Annotated in this window: 16 protein-coding genes and 1 tRNA gene; 10 read left to right on the top strand and 7 right to left on the bottom strand. The window is 61.5% G+C overall.

From position 1 onward, the window contains the following. Positions 1-38: 38 nt before the first annotated feature. Together N825_RS37155 and N825_RS38225 are read left to right on the top strand one after the other, a co-directional pair. Positions 39-908: an HNH endonuclease gene (locus tag N825_RS37155; RefSeq protein WP_157619635.1), complete on the top strand. Its 870-nt coding sequence runs from the start codon at positions 39-41 to the stop codon at positions 906-908. Between the two features lie 72 nt (positions 909-980). Beyond that, complete coding sequence (locus tag N825_RS38225; protein WP_084165183.1) at positions 981-1,556, top strand: NUMOD4 domain-containing protein; 576 nt, start codon at positions 981-983, stop codon at positions 1,554-1,556. A gap of 190 nt (positions 1,557-1,746) precedes the next feature. On the opposite strand, the gene N825_RS29920 is transcribed toward N825_RS38225, so the two are convergent. Next, entirely contained in the window at positions 1,747-2,313 is a 567-nt protein-coding gene (locus tag N825_RS29920; RefSeq protein ID WP_037459908.1) for a T4SS efffector SepA family protein, read from the bottom strand. A gap of 149 nt (positions 2,314-2,462) precedes the next feature. Further along, complete coding sequence (locus N825_RS29915) at positions 2,463-3,167, bottom strand: recombinase family protein (protein ID WP_037459906.1); 705 nt, start codon at positions 3,165-3,167, stop codon at positions 2,463-2,465. Positions 3,168-3,267: 100 nt separating this feature from the next. On the opposite strand from N825_RS29915, the gene N825_RS29910 reads away from it, so the two are divergent. The 4 genes from N825_RS29910 (at position 3,268) to N825_RS29895 (ending at position 5,910) form a co-directional block, all read left to right on the top strand. Beyond that, entirely contained in the window at positions 3,268-4,017 is a 750-nt protein-coding gene (locus N825_RS29910; protein WP_157619634.1) for a hypothetical protein, read from the top strand. An 809-nt stretch (positions 4,018-4,826) separates the two neighbouring features. Continuing rightward, on the top strand, positions 4,827-5,447 hold the full coding sequence (locus tag N825_RS29905; protein WP_037459902.1) for a hypothetical protein: 621 nt from the start codon (positions 4,827-4,829) through the stop codon (positions 5,445-5,447). Between the two features lie 53 nt (positions 5,448-5,500). After that, complete coding sequence (locus N825_RS29900; RefSeq protein WP_037459900.1) at positions 5,501-5,683, top strand: hypothetical protein; 183 nt, start codon at positions 5,501-5,503, stop codon at positions 5,681-5,683. 26 nt (positions 5,684-5,709) lie between these two features. Then, the gene (locus N825_RS29895; protein ID WP_157619633.1) at positions 5,710-5,910 is read left to right on the top strand and encodes a hypothetical protein; all 201 of its coding nucleotides are present in this window, start codon (positions 5,710-5,712) and stop codon (positions 5,908-5,910) included. A gap of 358 nt (positions 5,911-6,268) precedes the next feature. Here the strand turns inward: N825_RS29895 and N825_RS29890 are convergent, their stop codons facing one another. Next, a complete protein-coding gene (locus N825_RS29890; protein ID WP_157619632.1) occupies positions 6,269-7,984 on the bottom strand; it encodes a DUF6538 domain-containing protein in 1,716 nt (571 codons plus the stop codon). A gap of 102 nt (positions 7,985-8,086) precedes the next feature. Next, positions 8,087-8,173 (bottom strand) — tRNA-Leu (locus N825_RS29885). A 123-nt stretch (positions 8,174-8,296) separates the two neighbouring features. On the opposite strand from N825_RS29885, the gene lipB reads away from it, so the two are divergent. Beyond that, complete coding sequence (gene lipB, locus N825_RS29880; RefSeq protein WP_051513551.1) at positions 8,297-9,016, top strand: lipoyl(octanoyl) transferase LipB; 720 nt, start codon at positions 8,297-8,299, stop codon at positions 9,014-9,016. Positions 9,017-9,073: 57 nt separating this feature from the next. Here the strand turns inward: lipB and N825_RS29875 are convergent, their stop codons facing one another. Beyond that, the gene (locus N825_RS29875; RefSeq protein WP_037459892.1) at positions 9,074-10,366 is read right to left on the bottom strand and encodes an adenylosuccinate synthase; all 1,293 of its coding nucleotides are present in this window, start codon (positions 10,364-10,366) and stop codon (positions 9,074-9,076) included. A gap of 100 nt (positions 10,367-10,466) precedes the next feature. Beyond that, the gene (locus N825_RS29870) at positions 10,467-11,642 is read right to left on the bottom strand and encodes an ATP phosphoribosyltransferase regulatory subunit (RefSeq protein ID WP_037459890.1); all 1,176 of its coding nucleotides are present in this window, start codon (positions 11,640-11,642) and stop codon (positions 10,467-10,469) included. A gap of 262 nt (positions 11,643-11,904) precedes the next feature. On the opposite strand from N825_RS29870, the gene N825_RS29865 reads away from it, so the two are divergent. Beyond that, on the top strand, positions 11,905-13,278 hold the full coding sequence (locus N825_RS29865) for an amidase (protein ID WP_037459938.1): 1,374 nt from the start codon (positions 11,905-11,907) through the stop codon (positions 13,276-13,278). Here the strand turns inward: N825_RS29865 and N825_RS29860 are convergent. After that, positions 13,272-13,616, bottom strand: coding sequence for a hypothetical protein (locus N825_RS29860; protein WP_037459889.1), 345 nt, complete (start codon positions 13,614-13,616; stop codon positions 13,272-13,274). The two genes, N825_RS29865 and N825_RS29860, sit on opposite strands and share 7 nt — an antisense overlap. Before the next feature lie 215 nt (positions 13,617-13,831). On the opposite strand from N825_RS29860, the gene glmS reads away from it, so the two are divergent. Further along, positions 13,832-15,661, top strand: coding sequence for a glutamine--fructose-6-phosphate transaminase (isomerizing) (glmS, locus tag N825_RS29855; RefSeq protein ID WP_037459887.1), 1,830 nt, complete (start codon positions 13,832-13,834; stop codon positions 15,659-15,661). 146 nt (positions 15,662-15,807) lie between these two features. Then, on the top strand, positions 15,808-19,320 hold the full coding sequence (locus N825_RS29850) for an ATP-binding protein (RefSeq protein ID WP_157619631.1): 3,513 nt from the start codon (positions 15,808-15,810) through the stop codon (positions 19,318-19,320). The last annotated feature ends 1 nt before the right edge of the window (position 19,321 follow it).

Below are 19,321 nucleotides of genomic sequence, written 5' to 3'. Positions count from 1 at the left end.
GTGAGGAATTTTCAATGCCCTCAAGTGGGGATTATTGAGTGCCCGATAACATGTGGCGCCCTGTCCGCGTGGCGCCGTGGTATCAGGTGAACATCGAGACGGGAACCGTCCGCAACGGCGTGACCGGCAGGCACCTGAAGGCACGCCCGAACAAGGCCGGTTACCTAACAGTAACGCTGAAGCTCACCAACGGCACCTCCAAGCCCGAGCTGGTCCATCGTCTCGTTACGCTGGCCTACCATGGCAACCCTCGTAACCAACGCCTGTGCGCCTCCCATTTGGACGGCGACAAGCTGAACAACCACTACTCCAACCTCCGTTGGAAGTCGCCTCTCGCCAACGCCAGAGACAAGGACGCCCACGGCACCACGCCAACTGGCGAGCGGAACGGAAACTCCAAGCTCTCCGAAGACGCCGCATGGCGCGCGTATTGGCTCTCCCATGTCGATGGATGGTCAAGCCGCCGCATCGGAAGCTTCCTGGGCATCTCATACGGGACGGTTCAAAAGATCGCCCGTCACGACCTATGGACCAACTCCAACTTCAAGCAGCGCCTGACCAATGCGCAGGAACAAGAAAACTCATCTGAGCGCATTACGATGGCCTACCTTGAAGCTGGCGAATCGATGAGCGACGGCGGCATTTACCGTCCGCTCTCCGATTTCATCAGCGCTGACATCTATGAACAGGAAGACGTTTCCAAAAACTTGAGCCAGCGCGCCAAGACCCAGCGTTACTACCAATTTCTAACTCAGCAGCTCTGGGACGATCGACAGCAGGCTTTAGCCGAGCTGGAAAACAACGCCCTGGTCGAGACACTGGACAAGGCTGACGCTCTGGCCTGGACAGGCGACACCACGTCAGCGCCAGCGCCTACGTCTGCCCCGCGCAAGTCCCGCCGCTTCTAAGGCCTCACCGATTCGCCGCTTCAACGTCTCAACCCATTACCACCCTCGACATTTTACAGAAAAGACTAGTTCATGATCGACCAACCACACCCCACGAATGACCAACTCCACTCCGACGCCTGCACCGAGACATGGCGGGACATCCCCGGCTATCCCTATTACCAAGCTTCAGACATGGGCCGCATCCGCCGTTCCAAACCTGGGAGAGGGGGAACCTACGTCGGGCGCGTCCTTCGCCCAAGACTGGACCGGGATGGTTATGCCCGCTGTGTCCTGTCCCATGATGGCGTTCAGGAAGACATTGCCGTCGCCAAGCTCGTCATGCTCGCCTTCGTTGGTCCTCGTCATAAACCTTGGTACGAGATCCATCACGCCAACTCGACACGCCACGACAACCGACTGTCCAACCTGTCTTATGTCACCCGCGTCCAGAATATGACCTTCGCATATCAGCGCCGTCTGGAGCGCGCCAAAGCTGGCCTGACCGCTTACGGCAGGTGTTCCCCGGCTCCCAGCTCGCAAGCCACTCCAGCGCCCACCAGCGCCCGTCGAAAGGCGAAACAGGCACTCCGGCGGGAAGACACTAAAGCCAGAAATTTGGAGCTGAAGCCCTGGGCACCCAGGAAACGCCTGACCCGCTGGCTCTGACCCGCCCCAGCAACTAAAGCTCTGTAAAGCCAAACCTTTGCACCTAAAGGCTAGCTAAAGCAGAAGGGCGCGCCTCAGTGGCGCGCCCTTCTGTCCAGAACGAGACGATGGTGACCGACGGCATGTGACATTTCTTTTGGGATGGCTGCCGTCGTTGCAGCTGTGGCCTTCAAGCCTGCAGCAAGTGTCGTTACGCTTTTCCCGACTGCAGCACGCCCACCTTGCCAGGGTACTTAGCTTTCGGGTTCTGCCGCCACCAGAACTCCACCGTAACCGGAATACGCCACTTCTTAGCCAGACGGTCCACCTCCTTCCAGGCGTCCGACGCCGACTGACCCTGCACGGAGATGCCGAGGTCAGGGTAATACTTGAACCCGTGATCCTCGTACCGTTCCGTCCGGGAATGAATCGCCAATTGGCTAACTAGTTCTTTACCTTCAATGCCCTTTGCCTTCACCTGTGCAATCACCGCGAGCAGGATGGCTGACCAACGGGGGTTGCGGAGCGACATCCCATTGATTGAAGCTGACAGGGGCTTTGTGAAAGCAAGCCCAGGCGCAGCATCAAACTGCATCGCGCCATCGCTTGTCGTGGGCGCTGTCTCATCCGGCTCATCGTCCCGCTCCATGCCGAGCTGCTCCATCGCTTCCCGTACAATGCGGTCAATGGTCTCGCTGGGTGTCTTGGTGCCATACCAAGCCTTGAGGGTGCTTAGGTCGGTGAAGGTGCCATCGCTTATTCTAACTACGGGCATCATAGCTTGTTCCTCCTGCTGCGGATGCTGTCTATGTTACATATCGCCTTAATCACCCGCAACAGAAATATGTAACATATGCGCTAAAAATCTTCGTCGGGCCAATTCATATGTCTGGTTCCCATCTTTTGGAAGATCAACTTTAGCGCGCATCACAACATACGGTCGCAGATGCGCTTGACGGTCGAAGCATGCCAAGCGACACCTCCCCGCTTGGTCGGAACCCCCTCAGCGTTGAACCTGTCCGCGATCTTCGCCATGGACACGCCAGCGTCGCGCATCTCCAGAACACGCTGCATCAGCGCCTTCTCCTCCGCGTTCTCGACCATCCGACCGCCTACCGCATCGAACCCCAAAACCGGGCGCCCATAGACTTCGCCGCGCTTCTTCTTCTGCTGGATGGCCGCAGCGGTGCGTTCCGCTATCAGGCCTCTCTCCATCTCAGCGAAGCCAGCGGCCATCGTGAAGAACATCCGGCCCATGGCCGACTGCGTGTTGATGCTCTGTCCGCCCATGTCCACCAAGTGGAGGCCGACCCCCGCCTTGTCCCATGCCGCTGTCTGGTTCAACGCGTCAGCGGCGTTGCGGAACACACGGTCGAGCTTCAACGCGATCAGGTGGCGCGCTGGTCCTGTGGTCAACATCGCCAGCACCCGCACCCCACCTGGGCGGCTCGACAGCTCCTTCCCTGCTGACACGCCAGCGTCGGACACGATGTCGAGCAGCTCCAGCCCCTGGGCGGCGGCATATGCCCTGATGCGCGCTTCTTGATGCTCCAATGACAGGCCGCTGTCAGTCTGGTCAGCGGTGCTGACTCGCACATAACCAACCGCGATGTTGCTCTTGGCCTTGGCCATTGTTGCCTCCCTCGTTTCGTCCGCCCCTTTCTGTCATACACAGTCGCCATACACAAACGTTTTCATACACAAAGGAACGGCTGCGTATGGAAAAGCAAGAATGATTCGTTGGCACGATTTTTGCCGAGACAATGGGCTGCTGGCTTGGGCTAAACTTGGCGTTAGTCAAACTCGCAAAGATGTCCCGCTGATGTCAAAATCCACCGAGAAAACTCGCGATACCGGTCATTCACTCAACAAGTTCCTGATGATGACGGGGATAACGTTGTGGACGTGCTTGAACTACACGTTCATCGCCACCGGCCTATTCACGGTCGGGCCGGTGTGGGGTGTAGTGACATTCATCCAAACCCTAGTACTGTTCATCTGTTTCTACTGGTTTCGGGTTCAGCTGCGGGCCATCTACGGCGTGATCGAGATGCTCGTGGCCCTTGGCGTGATCATCCTGGCATTCCACGAATTCCACAGGGTGCTGATGACGGAAACCGTCGATCCCCAGGAGGCCGTGAAGTGCATCCGGTCCCTTGGTATCCTGACGTCCGACGCCCTCGCCGGATGCCTGGAACCGAAGAAGGTGACCGTCGAAGGTTACAGGTTCCTGTTCATCAGCGCCGCCGTGAAACTCGCGGCTGGGGTCTACATCGGCGTCAGGGGATTGGACAATCTGGATGACGCGATCAAGGGGTCAGGGTTCTGGCGTCGCAGGTTCGACATCGCGTTCTACGACAACAGAGGAACCCGCCCACGCTACGTCCCGATCGAGGGCGGCATGCCGATCGGTTGGGCCGCGCGCGCGAGGACCGGGAAAGAGGCCGTCCCGCTGTCCCAGGCGAACAGACGATACTACTGACCAGCGTGATGAAAATCCTTGTCTGCCCCACGCCGGGAGGCTGTATCACCCGATACGCCGTCGCTGGCTCGCCGATCACTGAGGGTGTGGGTGCGAAGCCCGAAAAAAGGGGATTTTTCCACCTTTAATACAATTTTAAGTGGGTATATCCGATACGCCAGATCAATGTCGCGATCTTCTCCTTGCCATTTCCCAGAGCGGGTAATCTGTTCATGATATTCGCATGTCGATGTCCTCCAAGCCCATGTCGCCCAGGCTCACAGCCCCAGGCGTGTTGGTGAGACACTGAGACATGGCCAGAGGCGCCCCGCGTCAGCGGGGTGCTTCCAGCATCTCGCCCGCATCTGGGAAGCGCTTCTAACTCAGGGTTGTATAACTATCAGATGGTACCTTGGCGGGTAGTACCCCCTGGGACACCCCAGCGGTAAGGACCCAACCAAGTCACGAGCTAAAGCTCCAAATATTGGCTTAATAACCGAAGTACTTGTATTGCAATTGGCTCAATTTTTGTGCTATACTTTCTAAATATTCGGAGCTTACTCTCCGCTGAATTTCCAGAACATCATTTTACTCAAGGTCTTTCCATGACTAGCTTAGAACTCCTGACCACAAGTGAAGCCGCCGCACACCTCGGTTGCTCGGTCGTAACCATGTGGAGAAAATTCTCAAAAGCTCGTGCGCGAAACCTTTGGACACCAACTCAAAAGCGAGTGGGTTCAAGCATTCTTTATCTCGCATCCGAGATCCAAATCTTCAAGACGTCTCGCTGACGCCTTCTGAATTATCCAACCATCCCATAGGACAACACCATGAACACCAACGAACTTCACAACGCCCAGGTAAAGCTTGCCAGCGCCCAGGCGCAATATGAGCAACTCCAGGAGGAAGAGCGGCGCCTCTCTGACGTGAGAAAGAAGCTCGCCACGTCGAAAGAGCAGACGCGGCAAGCCATCGATCAACTCAAAATCGCGAACGAGGCTGCCATCCGAAACAGGATCGAGGCTGAGAACGCCGCAATGATCCTCCAAGCCGCTGAGGACGAGGCCAAAGCCGCACGCTTGAACGCTGAAGCCGCAGCCAAGCGCGCCCAGGCCAAGGAGATCGCCGCTGCCCTGGCTGAGATCGAGGCCGCTGCCGAGAAGGCTGACGCCATGTTGCTGGGATACGCTGAACAGTTGGCCACCATCAGCAAGCTGAAGCGCAGTGTCAGCCAGCAGCTCACGCGCGACTTCCATGGCTTCCACGTTCAGGTGCCCCACCCGGCCATGGAGGCTGAGATTCGGGAGGCTTCCCACAAGACGAGCCAGTTGCACATGATGAACAACGCCATCGATCACGCTGGTACCTTCGACGGCACGCAAGCGCGATCCGGTCAGTACGTAGCCCAGGCCCGCGTTATCGTCGCTCCTTATCTCACAGGCACGGAATGAGCCCGCTAACCCAACACGCCGTCAATCGACGCTTCCGTAGGGTGCTGGCAACCATGACCGGCACCGACGCGGGTGCCGAAGAGTTGACAGAGCAATACCTCGCCACCATCGAACCAGGCCTGCAGTTCGTCCCGACCGATCGTGAGATTACGGAATTCATCGAACGACCTTACGCCAGCTCGCCTGAACTTCTCGCCGAATGGCGCGCCATCAACGCACAGGCGCCGAAGTCGTGACCACAACCTTTCAGGAATATTCCCACTTGATCTTCAACGGTTGCAGCCGCCTTTCCCGTATGGCGACCAACGCGGCGAAGGTCGATGCCGATAAGATGATCCTGGCGCACCTCGTCGAGATTGAAGACCGTTGGGCATCGATGGACACCGACACTATTGAGGCATCGCTCGAAGACACCCTGGCGCGCCTCGTTCAGCATTTTCGCTCACGGAGAATTCCCGTATGACCCAGTCTAACCAAAAGTCGCGTGATAACGCTTGGATCTTCAAGAAGGTCCCAACGGTGCCCAGGCCGCGCAAGCCCGCGAGAACCAAACCCCTCTTCGAGCGAACCGAGTTTGAGACGCCCCGTCCAGCACCGCCCAGCGACGAGTAATCCCGATCCAGAGCGAGCTTAAGCTCGCTCGTCACTCGCCGAAGCTGACAAAACGAAGGCCCGCTAGAATCCTAGCGGGCCTTCGCCTTATTCGCGTTCGAACGGCGCGAGCCGCGTCCTTAGTCTGGGCGGCGCGAGCCCCAAGCGGACATGTAATTCGATCAATCAGAAGCTGTCAATGGACATGTGCGAACTAATACGACTCCTGCTCAAACCACATCCGCGCGCTGCGCAATCCCGTTCTCGCTTTCATCTGAAACCAGATCCGGTTCCCCTTTAAGGATTCCCACCACATCAACGGAGTAGGAAATACGCCGCATCCACTTTTCCAAGATATCCAAGCCCTGCCTATCGCCGTACCGATCAGCCACCGCGTTCTCTCCAGAGTGCCCAACGAGGGCGTTCTGGGTATCACCGGGCATCTCACAGCGCCTTGCGGCTGTCTTGAAGGTATGGCGAAATGAGTGGAACACCAAACCATCGTCTTTGATGCCAGCTTTCTCTCGCAAGACTCGAGCGAACCGTTTTCCGTATGGACCAGCGGCGCGCTCTCGCTGGTCAGGCTGAAGTTGATCGAACAGCAGCTTGCTACCACGCGCCTTCGATTGCTCCAGACGACCGATAAGCCCAAACCGGATCAACTCAGGATGAACCGGAACGACACGAATGCTCGTGTCGTTCTTAATCTTCTTGCCGTCGTCGTCGTTGATGCTGAAGTACCATCCGGCAGAATATTGGACAACATCAAAAGTGTGAAGCTGACAAATTTCTTCCTGCCTCGCGCCGGTATAGAGGGCAACCAGTGGAATGAACAAATCGTCAGAACGTTCTTCAGGCACGCTCTCTCGAAGAGCTTTGAAGAGCGTAGTCATGTTCTCATCGGTGAAGCTCTTCCGCTTCTCCCTTCGTTGCGCTCTCGTCTTTATTACCTTGATGCCCTCAGCCTGATTATTTTCCACATATCCGAAAGCAACCGCGCGCCCCAGGATCGTGCTTATAGCGGCCAAGTGCTTCCGCAGCGTCTGCGTTCCGATCTTCTCTAAGCCCTCAGCCTCAGCAGTGGCGATGGCATCGCGAATTGCCATCGCGCGGATATCGGCGCGCGTACTCACCGGAAGCTTAGCAACCTCCGATTTGAAATCTCTAATATGTGCCTTGGTAATCTGCGCTACAGGCAAGTCTCCGTGCAGCTCGATGAACCTACGGGCAGTGTATCGGTACTGTCCAACGTGCTGCTCTGGCGCTCCGCTATCACTTGCCCAGTCGTCAACAATCTCATTCAGCCCAACGTGTTTCCGCTTCGGCGTTTGTTCAACTTTTGTGACGGTTTCCTCCAGATCCTCATAATCAAAGCTGACTTGATTGAGCAACTCTGTATACGGGCGCAGCAGTTCGTTCCCAGGAGCATCTTTGGGGGGGAGCAACCTAGAACGTCTGCGTCCCTCAGGATCCTTCAACGCCTTTCCTCGTTCCCCGTACTCAGCAATGCTGATGAAGCTTTTCAAGGTCGCGCGAAGCATCTCCACCAACTCAGTATCGTTACGTGGTTCGCGGACGTGCGGCATCTCATCCCCATAGCAGGCGGGATCAGGTCGAGCCGTGAATGGGTTGGAGTCGTCATAATCGTTCGGATCAGACAGGAACAGCAGTTGGCGCGCTCTTGCCACGAATGCCTCACGGTCTTCCGCTTGCATCCTGCCAAGTTCCTGGGCAGCACGCGCGGGCGCCGACCCCGTTCGCAAACGCTCGATCAGCGCAAGGTGCTTATCCGTCTCAGCACGGCAGAGCGCCTCAGCCACTGCCCTATCGCCAGTGCGCAGACTGAGTTGCCAAAACTCCTTCCCGACCGATTCAAGCAGGTCAGTGGGAACACGCATCTTGAAGTGGTACTTGTCGCCTCGTCTGAGCAGATGCTTGTACGCCACCGCACCCCCTTGTGTGACAGTTTGTGTGACACAAGGGGCGACAAAAAAGCCGTGCCGTCAAGGTTCCGGCACAGCTTTTTCGTAGTATCAAGCACTTAGAGATGGTGCGGTCGAGAAGACTCGAACTTCCACGGGGGTTAGCCCACAGCGACCTCAACGCTGCGCGTCTACCAATTCCGCCACGACCGCATTCAACATCCGCCTCAACCAGCACGGGGCTTGCTTGAAGCGTGCGGGGGGAATACCAAATCCGGATGCCGCGATCAAGAGAATGAAGCGGCTTCTTCGAAGAAAACAGGATCACAGTCGCATATGGCCACGCCCGCCCCCAACGCCGCCCCGCAAGGCCTGCGGCAACCTTCCATCAGCCACCAATCGATCGAGTGGCGGATCACGGACGAGCCGGTGCCGTACCCGGATGCGGTCGCGGAGATGGAGGCCCGGGTGGCCGCGATCCGCGCCGGTGAGGCGCCGGAACTGGTCTGGCTGCTCGAACATCCCCCCCTCTACACGGCGGGGACCAGCGCGCGGGCGGCCGACCTGCTGGAGCCCAGCCGCTTTCCCACCTACGAGTCGGGCCGCGGCGGTCAGTACACCTATCACGGGCCGGGTCAACGCGTGGCCTATGTCTTGATCGACCTGAAACGCCCGCGCGCCGGCCTGGAAGCTCCGGACATCCGAGGCTACGTCTGCAAGCTGGAGGAGTGGCTGATCCAAACCCTGGCCCAGTTCAACGTCAAGGGCGAGCGGCGGTCCGGCCGCGTCGGCATCTGGGTCGACAAGGGCCCCTATGGCGGATTGACTGGACGGGAGGACAAGATCGCCGCCATCGGCGTGCGAGTCCGGCGCTGGGTGACGCTCCACGGTGTCGCCCTCAACGTCGATCCCGATCTGGGACACTTCGCCGGTATCGTGCCTTGCGGCATCAGCGAGCATGGCGTCACCAGCCTGCACGCGCTTGGCCACTTGGTGACCATGCCGGAAGTGGATCTGGCGCTGAAAGCCGCCTGGGAAGACGTTTTCGAAGCCTGAAACGCGAAACGGCGCGGTGTCACCCACCGCGCCGTTTCCCAACGGGTCAAGTCTTCCTCAATCCTGGAATGGGTCATTCACCAGGATCGTGTCGTCGCGCTCGGGGCTGGTCGAGACCATCGCCACCGGCGCCTCGATCAACTCCTCGATCCTGCGGACGTATTTGATCGCCGTCGCTGGCAAATCGGCCCAGCTGCGGGCTCCCTGGGTGCTCTCCGACCAGCCCGGCATCGTCTCGAAGATCGGCTCGACGCCGGCCTGCGCCGACTGTCCGGCCGGGAAGTGGTGCAGTTCCTGGCCCTGGTAGCGGTAGCCGACGCAGACCTTCAACTGCTCGAAGCCATCCAGCACGTCCAGCTTGGTCAGCGCGATGCCATTGATGCCACCGACCTTGACGGCCTGACGAACCATCACGGCGTCGAACCAGCCACAGCGGCGCTTGCGGCCAGTGACCGTGCCGAACTCGCGGCCGCGCTCGCCCAGCCGGTCGCCGACCTCGTTCAGCTGCTCGGTCGGGAACGGGCCGGAGCCGACGCGGGTCGTGTACGCCTTGGTGATGCCCAGCACGTACCCCACGGCGCCCGGCCCCATGCCGCAACCGGTCGACGCGTTGCCGGAGACGGTGTTGGACGAGGTGACGTACGGGTACGTGCCATGATCGACATCGAGCATGGCACCCTGCGCGCCCTCGAACAGGATGCGCTTGCCGGCCCGCCGCATCTCGTCCAGCTTCTCCCAGACGACCGCCGCGTAGGGCCGCACCAGCGGCGCCACCTCGCGCAGCGTCTCCAGCACCTGATCCCGGCCGACCTCTTCCGATCCCAGGCCGCGCAGCAGCGCGTTGTGGTGGAACAGCAGCTTGTCGACCTTCTCCTCGAGAACGTCCTCGTCCGCCAGATCGCACAGGCGGATCGCCCGGCGGGCCACCTTGTCCTCATAGGCGGGACCGATGCCGCGGCCGGTGGTGCCGATCTTCGACGTGCCAAGGGCCTCCTCGCGGGCCCGGTCGACCGCGCCATGGATCGGCAGGATCAGGGTGGCGTTCTCGGCGATCAACAGGTTCGCGGGCGAGATTTCGACGCCCTTCTTACGGATCGCGTCGATCTCCCGGATCAGCGCCCAGGGATCGACCACGACGCCATTGCCGATGACCGATAGCTTGCCGGGCCGCACCACGCCGGACGGCAGCAGGCTGAGCTTGTACTCGACACCGTTGATGACCAACGTATGGCCGGCATTGTGACCACCTTGGTAGCGGACCACGACGTCGGCCCGGCTGGACAGCCAGTCAACGATCTTGCCTTTACCCTCGTCGCCCCACTGGGAGCCGACCACCGCCACGTTTGCCATAGTGTCTCTCCACGCTATTCAGCGGAGAAGGTTGGCGCCTTCTCCTGAACATCAGCCGGGCGGCCGGACGGCGCACCGGATCTCGATAAGCAGGCGAACATCAGACGGCCGAAAGGATCTGGCCGCCAGCGAAAACATGGGTGCATCGCAGCCGTCGCGCCTCGGCGGCCGGATCGTCCAGCGCGTCCAGCGCCCGCACCGTCACCCAACCCTCGGCCCGCAACCGCTCGCCCTCGGTGGGATCGGTCCCGATCGGCAGGAAGACCTTTGGTATCGGAGCCGGATCGGGCACCGCCCGGAGCACGGTGTCGAGATAGAGCGTGAAGCCGGTGGCGGGTTCGCCCGAAAGACTGGAGCCATTGTCACCCGCGGGGGCCTTGCCGCCCGCGCGGTACCTGCCGCCGCGCCCCAACTCGCCGCGCACGCCGCGCGAGAACAGGGTGAAACTGATGCCGGTCTGGTACTCGAAGCCGCGATGCTCGACCGGATCGACCGTCAGCATCAACTCGGGCGCCGCCGTCCTGATCAGCCGCACGACCTCGTTCAGCCGCCGGCGATCGGCTTCCGCCGTCTCCGGCAGGTCCAAGGCCGCCAGCAGCTCGATCGCCCGGTCGGCCGGTCCGGACGCGCCCATCATGCCGGTCAGCAGATCGGCGGCCTTGCCACCAACCGCCGCGACCTCGGCGGCGTCCTTGCGGTCCAGCGCCTGGCGCAGGCGGAAGGTCTCGTCCTCCGGCAGATCGAGGCCGCGGCAGACCGACGAGACCAGCGTCGGCACGTTCAGGTCGACCGAGATGTTGGTGACGCCCGCCGCCTTCAGCGCGCGATAGGCCAGCAGCACGACCTCGGCGTCGGCGGTCGGCTGAAGCGTGCCGATCAGCTCGACGCCGACCTGGCCGAATTGCCGCTCCGGCCGAAGCTGCGATCCTTTGACGCGGAGCACCTGCCCGCCATAGCTGAGACGCAGCGGCCTCGGCTCGTTGGCGAGACGGGTGGTCGCGATGCGCGCGACCTGGAGCGTCATGTCCGGCCGGATGGCCAGCATGCGCTGGGAAACCGGGTCCATCAGCCGGAATGTCTGGGTCGCCATGGCGGCGCCGGGACCGGACAGCAGGCTCGCCTCGAATTCGATCAGGGGCGGCTTGACGCGCTCGAAGCCGTTCGACGCGAACTCCGCCATCAGCCGCTCGACGATGGTCGCCTCAAAGGCGGCTTCGCGCGGCAGCACATCGTGCAGGCCGGCGGGCAGCAGCGCTCTGTTCATCGGTTCGGTCATGACGGCAAGGGGTCCCGGTCCACATTGGGGTTGCCCGACCCGCGGGCCGGACGCACCGGGCCGCTAAGTATCGGAATCGATCCCGTTGGGCAAACGGAAAAGGGGCACGGCAGCCATGGGCCAGCGGCACCCCTGCCCCGGTCACTCCGGCCAATCCCGGCGATCAGTCCCGTGGACACGAATCCGCTTTGACCTTAGAAATCGGGGAACCGCGATGGCGGCCGGCACCCGCCATCCCAAGTTGCCCGGAGAAAACTCCCGAATGCCCCCGACACAGAAAACCATCGCATCCCTGGCGGCCGATCTCGCCGCCGGCCGCGCCACCAGCGTCGCCCTGACCGAGGCCGCGCTGGACCGGATCGCCGATCCGGCGGGGGAAGGTGCGCGCGTCTTCATCTCTCCCGATCCGGCGGCGGCGCGCGCCACCGCCCTGGCCCAGGCGGAAGCCAGCGACCGGCTGCGCGCGGCCGGCATCGTGCCCTCGCCGCTCGCCGGTATCCCGATCTCGGTCAAGGACCTCCTGGATGTGGCGGGACAGGTCACTGCGGCCGGTTCGGTCGTCCTGCGGGGCGCCCCGCCGGCTGGCGCCGACGCTCCCGTGGTGGCGCGGCTGCGGGCGGCGGGAGCCGTGATCGTCGGCCGCACCAACATGACCGAGTTCGCGTTCTCCGGACTGGGCTTCAATCCGCACCACGGCACACCCGGCAACCCGTTCGACCGCGCCCGCATTCCCGGTGGATCTTCATCCGGTGCCGCCGTTTCGGTCGCTGACGGCATGGCGGCGGGCGCCATCGGCTCGGACACCGGCGGGTCGGTGCGCATCCCTGCGGCGCTGTGCGGCTTGGCCGGTTTCAAGCCAACCCAGTCGCGCGTCCCCCGGACGGGAGCGCTGCCGCTGTCCTGGACGCTCGACACGATCGGCCCGCTCGCCCGGTCCGTCGAGTGCTGCGCGCTGCTCGACGCCGTCCTGGCCGGCGAGCCCCCCGCGGCTCCCGCCGCGATGGCGGTTTCCGGCCTGCGCCTCGCGGTGCCCCGGGAGATCGTGCTGGACGGTTTGGACGAGACCGTCGCCGCCGCCTTCGCCCGCGCGCTGGACCGATTGTCGCGGGCGGGTGCCCGGATCGCAGAGTTCTCCATGCCGGCTCTGACCCGGATCGCCGAAGCGAACGGCAAGGGCGGGTTCGCCACCGCCGAGGCCCTGGCGTGGCACAAGGACCTGCTGGAAGACCGGGGCGACGAGTACGATCCGCGCGTCGCGGTCCGCATTCGGCGCGGCGCCGAGCAATCGGCGGTGGATTACATCGATCTGCTGGCGGCGCGGACGTCCATCATGACGGAGGCGGCGGCGCAGACCCGGGACTTCGACGCCTTGGTCCTGCCGACCGTGCCCCTGGTGGCGCCGCGCTTCGATGAGTTGGAGAAGGACGCCGACTACGCGCGGCTCAACGTGATGATGCTGCGCAATCCGTCGCTGTTCAATTTCCTGGACCGTCCGGCCGTCACCCTGCCCTGCGCCACCGACGGCCTGCCGGTGGGTGTCATGCTGGTCGGTAAGCGACACCACGACCACCGCCTGCTGGCGATGGCCCTGGGTGTCGAACCGGTGATCAACCGAAGGCGTGCCAGCCGTCAGTGATCCGAGCGGTGGAGGATCTCGTCGGTCATGCCGGTTTCATAGCCCATGCCCTCGATCGTGATGACGGCGGCCTGGGGGAACCGGGACTTGATCAGGCCCTTCCGCTCCAGCGCCACCCAGACGGCGGGATTGGCAAGGCCGGTGGCGTCGGCGGTTGAGACGACGGCGCTGCCCATGTGGAAGTGGTTGCCATGGGCATGGGGAAACTGATCGACCAGCAACGTCCCCTCGCCTTCGTCGGGAGCGGGAGACCCGATCAGCCGGCCCAGTTCCTGTAACAGTGTCAGGGTCTTGAGCTGGAGCGGGTTGAGCTTCAGCGGGTTCACTCTGGGCGGCATCTTGATCCTGCGTGCGATGGGAATGTGGATTAACGCGCGTAGTTCAGCGCCAGTTCCCATCAGCGTCAAGTGATAAGCCACACGCGGTGATGACGACCCCCGGTGGAGAAGGTCCGTGCAACATCGTGCAACATAAGTTTACTTGGGTTGCGCTCGCGCCGTGTGGCAGTAAGGTGCGGTGCGGAATCGAAGTGTGAAGGCTGAGCGAAAAGATCATGTGCGGCATCATCGGCATCATCGGCAAGAACGACGTCGCCCCTCTCCTGATCGAGGGACTGCGCCGGCTGGAGTATCGCGGCTATGACAGCGCCGGCGTCGCGACGTTGGTCAACGGCCGGATCGACCGGCGCCGGGCCGAGGGCAAGTTGGTCAACCTGGAGAACCGCGTGCGCGAGCAGCCGCTCGCCGGCACCATCGGAATCGGCCACACCCGTTGGGCGACCCATGGCGGCCCGACGGAGACCAACGCCCACCCGCACGCCACCCGCAAGGTGGCCGTCGTCCACAACGGCATCATCGAGAACTACCAGGAACTCAAGGCCGAGCTGGAAACCCGCGACCACGTCTTCGAGACCCAGACCGACACCGAGATCATCGTCCACCTGGTGACCGACTATCTCGATCGCGGGCTCGGTCCGGTCGAGGCAACGGCGGAGGCGCTGAAGCGCCTGGAGGGCGCCTTCAGCCTGGCGCTGATCTTTGCCGGCGAGCACGACCTGATGATCGGCGCCCGCCGCGGCACGCCCCTGGCGGTCGGTTATGGCAACGGCAATGACGAGATGTACCTGGCGTCGGACGCTTTCGCGCTGGCGCCGCTGACCAACCGCCTGTCCTATCTGGAGGACGGCGACTGGGTGGTGCTGAATCGGGGTTCGGTGGTGATCCGCAACGCTGCGGGCGAACGGGTCGAGCGCGCGATCAAGCTCTCCGCCGTGTCGGGCGCCATGATCGGCAAGGGCGAGCACCGCCACTTCATGCTTAAGGAGATCTACGAGCAGCCGCAGGTGATCGGCGACACGCTGAACGCCTTCGTCCAGGCAACGACCGGCCGCATCACCCTGCCCGAGCTGCCGTTCGATCTGACGGCCATCCCGCGCGTCACCATCGTCGCCTGCGGCACAGCCTTCTACGCCGGCATGGTCGCCAAATACTGGCTGGAGCAGATCGCCCGCGTGCCGGTGGAATTGGATATCGCGTCGGAGTTCCGCTACCGCGAGGCGCCGATGCCGGCGGGCGGGCTGGCGCTGTTCATCTCCCAGTCGGGCGAGACGCTGGACACCCTGGAGGCGCTGCGCTACGCCAAGCGGCAGGGCCAGCACATCCTGTCGGTGATCAACGTAGCCGAGAGCACGATCTCGCGCGAGAGCGACGCCGTGCTGGGGACGCTGGCGGGGCCGGAGATCGGCGTCGCCTCGACCAAGGCCTTCACCACCCAGCTGACCGTGCTGGCCTGCTTCGCCCTGGCCATGGCGCGGGCGCGCGGCGCCATCACCGCCGAGCAGGAATCCGCCATGTCAACGGCGCTGCGCGAGGTCCCGGCCCGCGCCTCCGATGTGCTCAACCACGACGAACGCCTGCGCCTGCTGGCCCATGACGTGGCGGAAGCCCGCGACGCTCTCTATCTCGGCCGCGGCACCAGCTATCCCATCGCGCTGGAAGGCGCCCTGAAGCTGAAGGAAATCTCCTACATCCACGCCGAGGGCTACGCCGCCGGCGAGATGAAGCACGGCCCGATCGCCCTGATCGACGAGAACGTCCCGATCATCGCCCTGGCCCCCAACGACGGGCTGTTCGACAAGACCGCGTCGAACATCATGGAGGCCGCCGCGCGCGGCGGACAGGTGCTGCTGCTGTCCGACGAGGCCGGCGTCGAGCGGATGCGCGACAAGGTCCGCTGGACCGTGACCCTGCCCACCGTCCACGCCTTCGTCGCCCCCATCCTCTACGCCATCCCGATGCAGCTGCTGGCCTACCACACGGCGGTGATCAAGGGCACCGACGTCGACCAGCCGCGCAACCTGGCCAAGAGCGTCACGGTCGAATAGCGGAAAGCGTCACTCTGGGCGCGCGGCCACGGTTAAGCGGCAGGCGCGCTCTCCAGAGGTGAAAGATGACGCAGCCCGTCATGGTTGCTTATCGTTCCCTGAGCATCTAGCGTCGCAAAGATAGATGCTTGGTGGGAACGTCTGCCGTGAGCGGTTTCATCGTCAGGACAACGCAGGATTTTCCATTCGACCAGCTTTCGCCGAATGATTTCCATAGGCTGGTATTCATGCTGGCCGATCGCGACACCACCCGTTTCCATTCGGTCGAGGACAGCGGGCAAAAGGGCAACGATCGCGGCATCGACATGTGGGCCATCTCCACGACGTCACCGCGACACCGGATCGGCATCCAGGCAAAACGCACCCAGTCCTTGGATCGGAGCGACATCGCCGCGGAAATCACGCGCTTGGATGGCATCCCGGCGGAGGAGCGGCCCAAGGAGTACATACTGGTGACGTCTTCGGTGCCGACCGACGCCACCCGCGTTTTCCTCCGCCGCGAAGCGAAGCGGATCGGCATTGACGAAGCGGAAATCTGGAACAGGACGAAACTCTCGTCGATGCTTCTGAGGCACGACGACCTGATCGTCCATTTCTTCGGTGAAGGCGCCCTGTCGGCCTTGGTGGAACAGACCACGCGCCATTTGATCGAAGCCGCCCGCTCCCGGGGCGTCGTCCTCATCATTGGCCGAGGCGACGAGATTTCCCCGACATATCCCTCCCTCGAAAGCGTCGACGGAGTGATCGAAAGCATCATCGAGGATCATCCCACCGTTTTCACAAGCTCCGTCTCGGCTCCGGCGGCCACCGGCAGGAGTTTCCTGGAGTCCGTCTTCCCGTCCCTCTCCAGTCTCGTCCATGGCAGGATCACGCTGGACAGGTACCTGCGGCTGAGGCTCGAAGCCTATTCGAGGTTCGACGCGGACCCGGTTCTGGGGGAACCGCTCACGGCTTGTTTGGACAAGCATGATGGTGGAGGCGCGAGGCTGCCGGCACATGAAGCCGTGATGGATCTGATTACGTCGCACGTGATCAAGGGAGTGATCCAACTGTCATGGACCGATGGCCTGCGGAAAGGCGTGGTGGAGCGATGCGGCCCAGGCGTTGTCATCGAGGGTGCCGCGCGGGTTCAGCGCCAGCCTTTCTTCCTGCGAACCGGCCGGGCGCCAGATGGAAAGGTCCGCCTGATCGCGATGGGTGGAGAAATCATGGACCGCCTATCCGCGGTCCTGGCGGCTCCCTCTTCGCAAAGGCCGATCATCGTTGGCGTCAACCTGTCCCACATCGACATCGTCCAGCTTGGAGCGACGCTCGTCGAAATGGCGCGGTCTACCGAGGTTCACATCGTCGGCCGCGATCGCACCATCCAGCTTGACGATTGTCTCTACAAATACTTTGGCGATCCCGTCCGTGTTTTGGACAAACTATCGTCCAAGCGGCGGATATCCCCCTTTCACCGTTATTGTCGAACAATCGATTACACGGGCGCTCCATCCTGGGAGAGAATAATCTCATCCGAGCCATTCCAGCCAGAAGATACCGCCATCGCGTGTGAACCCCCGTCCATCACTTTGGCTGAACAAATCGTGAGGGACCGGGGATATCATCTGATATTCGGACCACCTGGATCGGGGAAGACGGCCAAGGCCCTGTTCATAGCCCGGCGATTCCATGATGAGGGGTACTCGATCAAGCTCGTATCGTGCTCCGACATGATTGAGGATGACGTCACCCTCGATGAGTTCGAGAAGTTCCTGCAAGACCTCGATGGGTTCGACGTCCCCATGATCCTGATCGTTGAGGATTTTCACACCCGCGATGCCTTGCGGGCGGATGTCATCAATGCTTTGGACAAGAACTCTATATCTTTGAAAAATATCGGTATCTTGTTGGTGTATGCGAACGACTTCAAGCCTTACATCATATCCGAAGGACAAATCCAACGCGACATCGCGGTGGATTACTCCCTGAAATCCGCCCCGCAAGATTATGACTCACTTGATCGAGACTGGCCCAGCACCTTGAGCGGACTTCTCGACTGGGCGGCTGACAATGAGAAGGACATTCTGAAAACCCGTGGTGAACGAACCATTCCGTATCAAGATCTCAGACGTACTTTTTCACAATGGCACTTCTTCTATGTGCTTCGAGGTGGTTCCCGCCGCCTCTCGAACGAACTCGCGTTCGTGAGGAGTCAGGGCGACTTCGATCTGATCTGGCTCGGCGTCTGCCTCTGGACGATCTTCATCGGCCAAACCACCATTCCATTTCACTCCCTCGTCGAGTTTTCGCGTGCCCACGGGCTTTTTCCCCAAGGACTTCCTTCGAGGAATTTGGATTATTGGGTACGCGACGGGTTGCGCCAACTCTCCCACCTGCGCTTGGTCGTCATCGGCAGCCAGGGCTTCGCTCCTCGCCACATGATCGAAGCCAGCAGCTTGATCCGCATCGGCTTCGTTCAGAACGGGTGGCTCATACCCGACATCGTGGCCCGACTTCTCAGGGAGAGGATAACCAAGCCAAATTTGTCCAAGCGGAAAATGGGATCCCTGATCGCGGGAGCGAAGTACGAGGTTTACCAGGTGATCGATGACGACTTTGCCGCCATCATCCAACGCGCTACCCAACTGGACCTCGCGACGGTCAATCATCCGTTGATCGAAGACGTCTACCGTGATGCCTGGTCCGATCTCGTAGAAGCCATGGAGGCCGCCGACCTTCATCATCTCTATTGGATCACCAACAGGATCAACTCCTTCACATACAACAGTTTGCGGTATCCACCCATAGTCTTCGTCGGATCCTTGCCGGGATTGTCGGCGATACGGGACGGGTCGGGCGTGATGGATTTCGTCACCGTCGTGAACTTCGGCATGTCCAGGGAATTGATCAGGCGAACCGGGCTTCTGTACACCATGGCGAACATGCCGGCACTCGACGCGGCCCGCGAGTGGGTGGAGATGATGCGCGACGCGGATACGCATTTCCAGAAGCGGCGGATCGATCAGCCAGGATCGTCGACACCGTCGGCGGGAGATCGGATCAAGCTCGAAAAACGGTTGAGGCATATGGAACGCGATATCGGACAGGCGCTGGAGAAAGTGAGGGAAATGATCGACACCGGTTTGGATGACATAAGAAGCGACCTGTATCCTCCCGAAAGCGACGCTGCGGGGCTCGCGTCATTGATGACCAACATCCAGGCTGGAAAACTGGATTTGGTCCGATGGGAGTTCCTGGGCAAGCTCGTTGGTCAACTCGAGGAAAAACGCCAAACGGCGTCGTCGATCGCCAGCAGGATCGACATCCAGGATATGGCGACGCGGATCACGGCACTCTATGACTCCGGAGTCGCCCCGGTTTTCTTCCATCTGTGGCTGATGACTCCCGGAAAGGCCCGGGAGTTATATGATTGGATCGGCGAGGGTCGCCGGAACCACTTGGTCGAGCTTTTGCTCGACGAAAAGGCCCGCTTCTCGACATTCGAATGTGCCCAGGACGAGCCTCTCTTCGATCTTTTCGTGCATTGGTGGTCCGAATTCGACACGAGGGTGGCCGAGCATCTGCGCTGGAAGAGAAAGAGCGACAAGGAATACAATTTGAAGATATTGGATATCAGGCTCATCACCCAGAGATTGGCGGAGACGGCAGCCAGCTGAC

The sequence above is a fragment of the Skermanella stibiiresistens SB22 genome (genome assembly GCF_000576635.1).
GTDB lineage: Bacteria > Pseudomonadota > Alphaproteobacteria > Azospirillales > Azospirillaceae > Skermanella > Skermanella stibiiresistens.
Note: the sequence above shows the minus strand (reverse complement) of the source record. Positions and strands in the feature narration are given on the sequence as shown.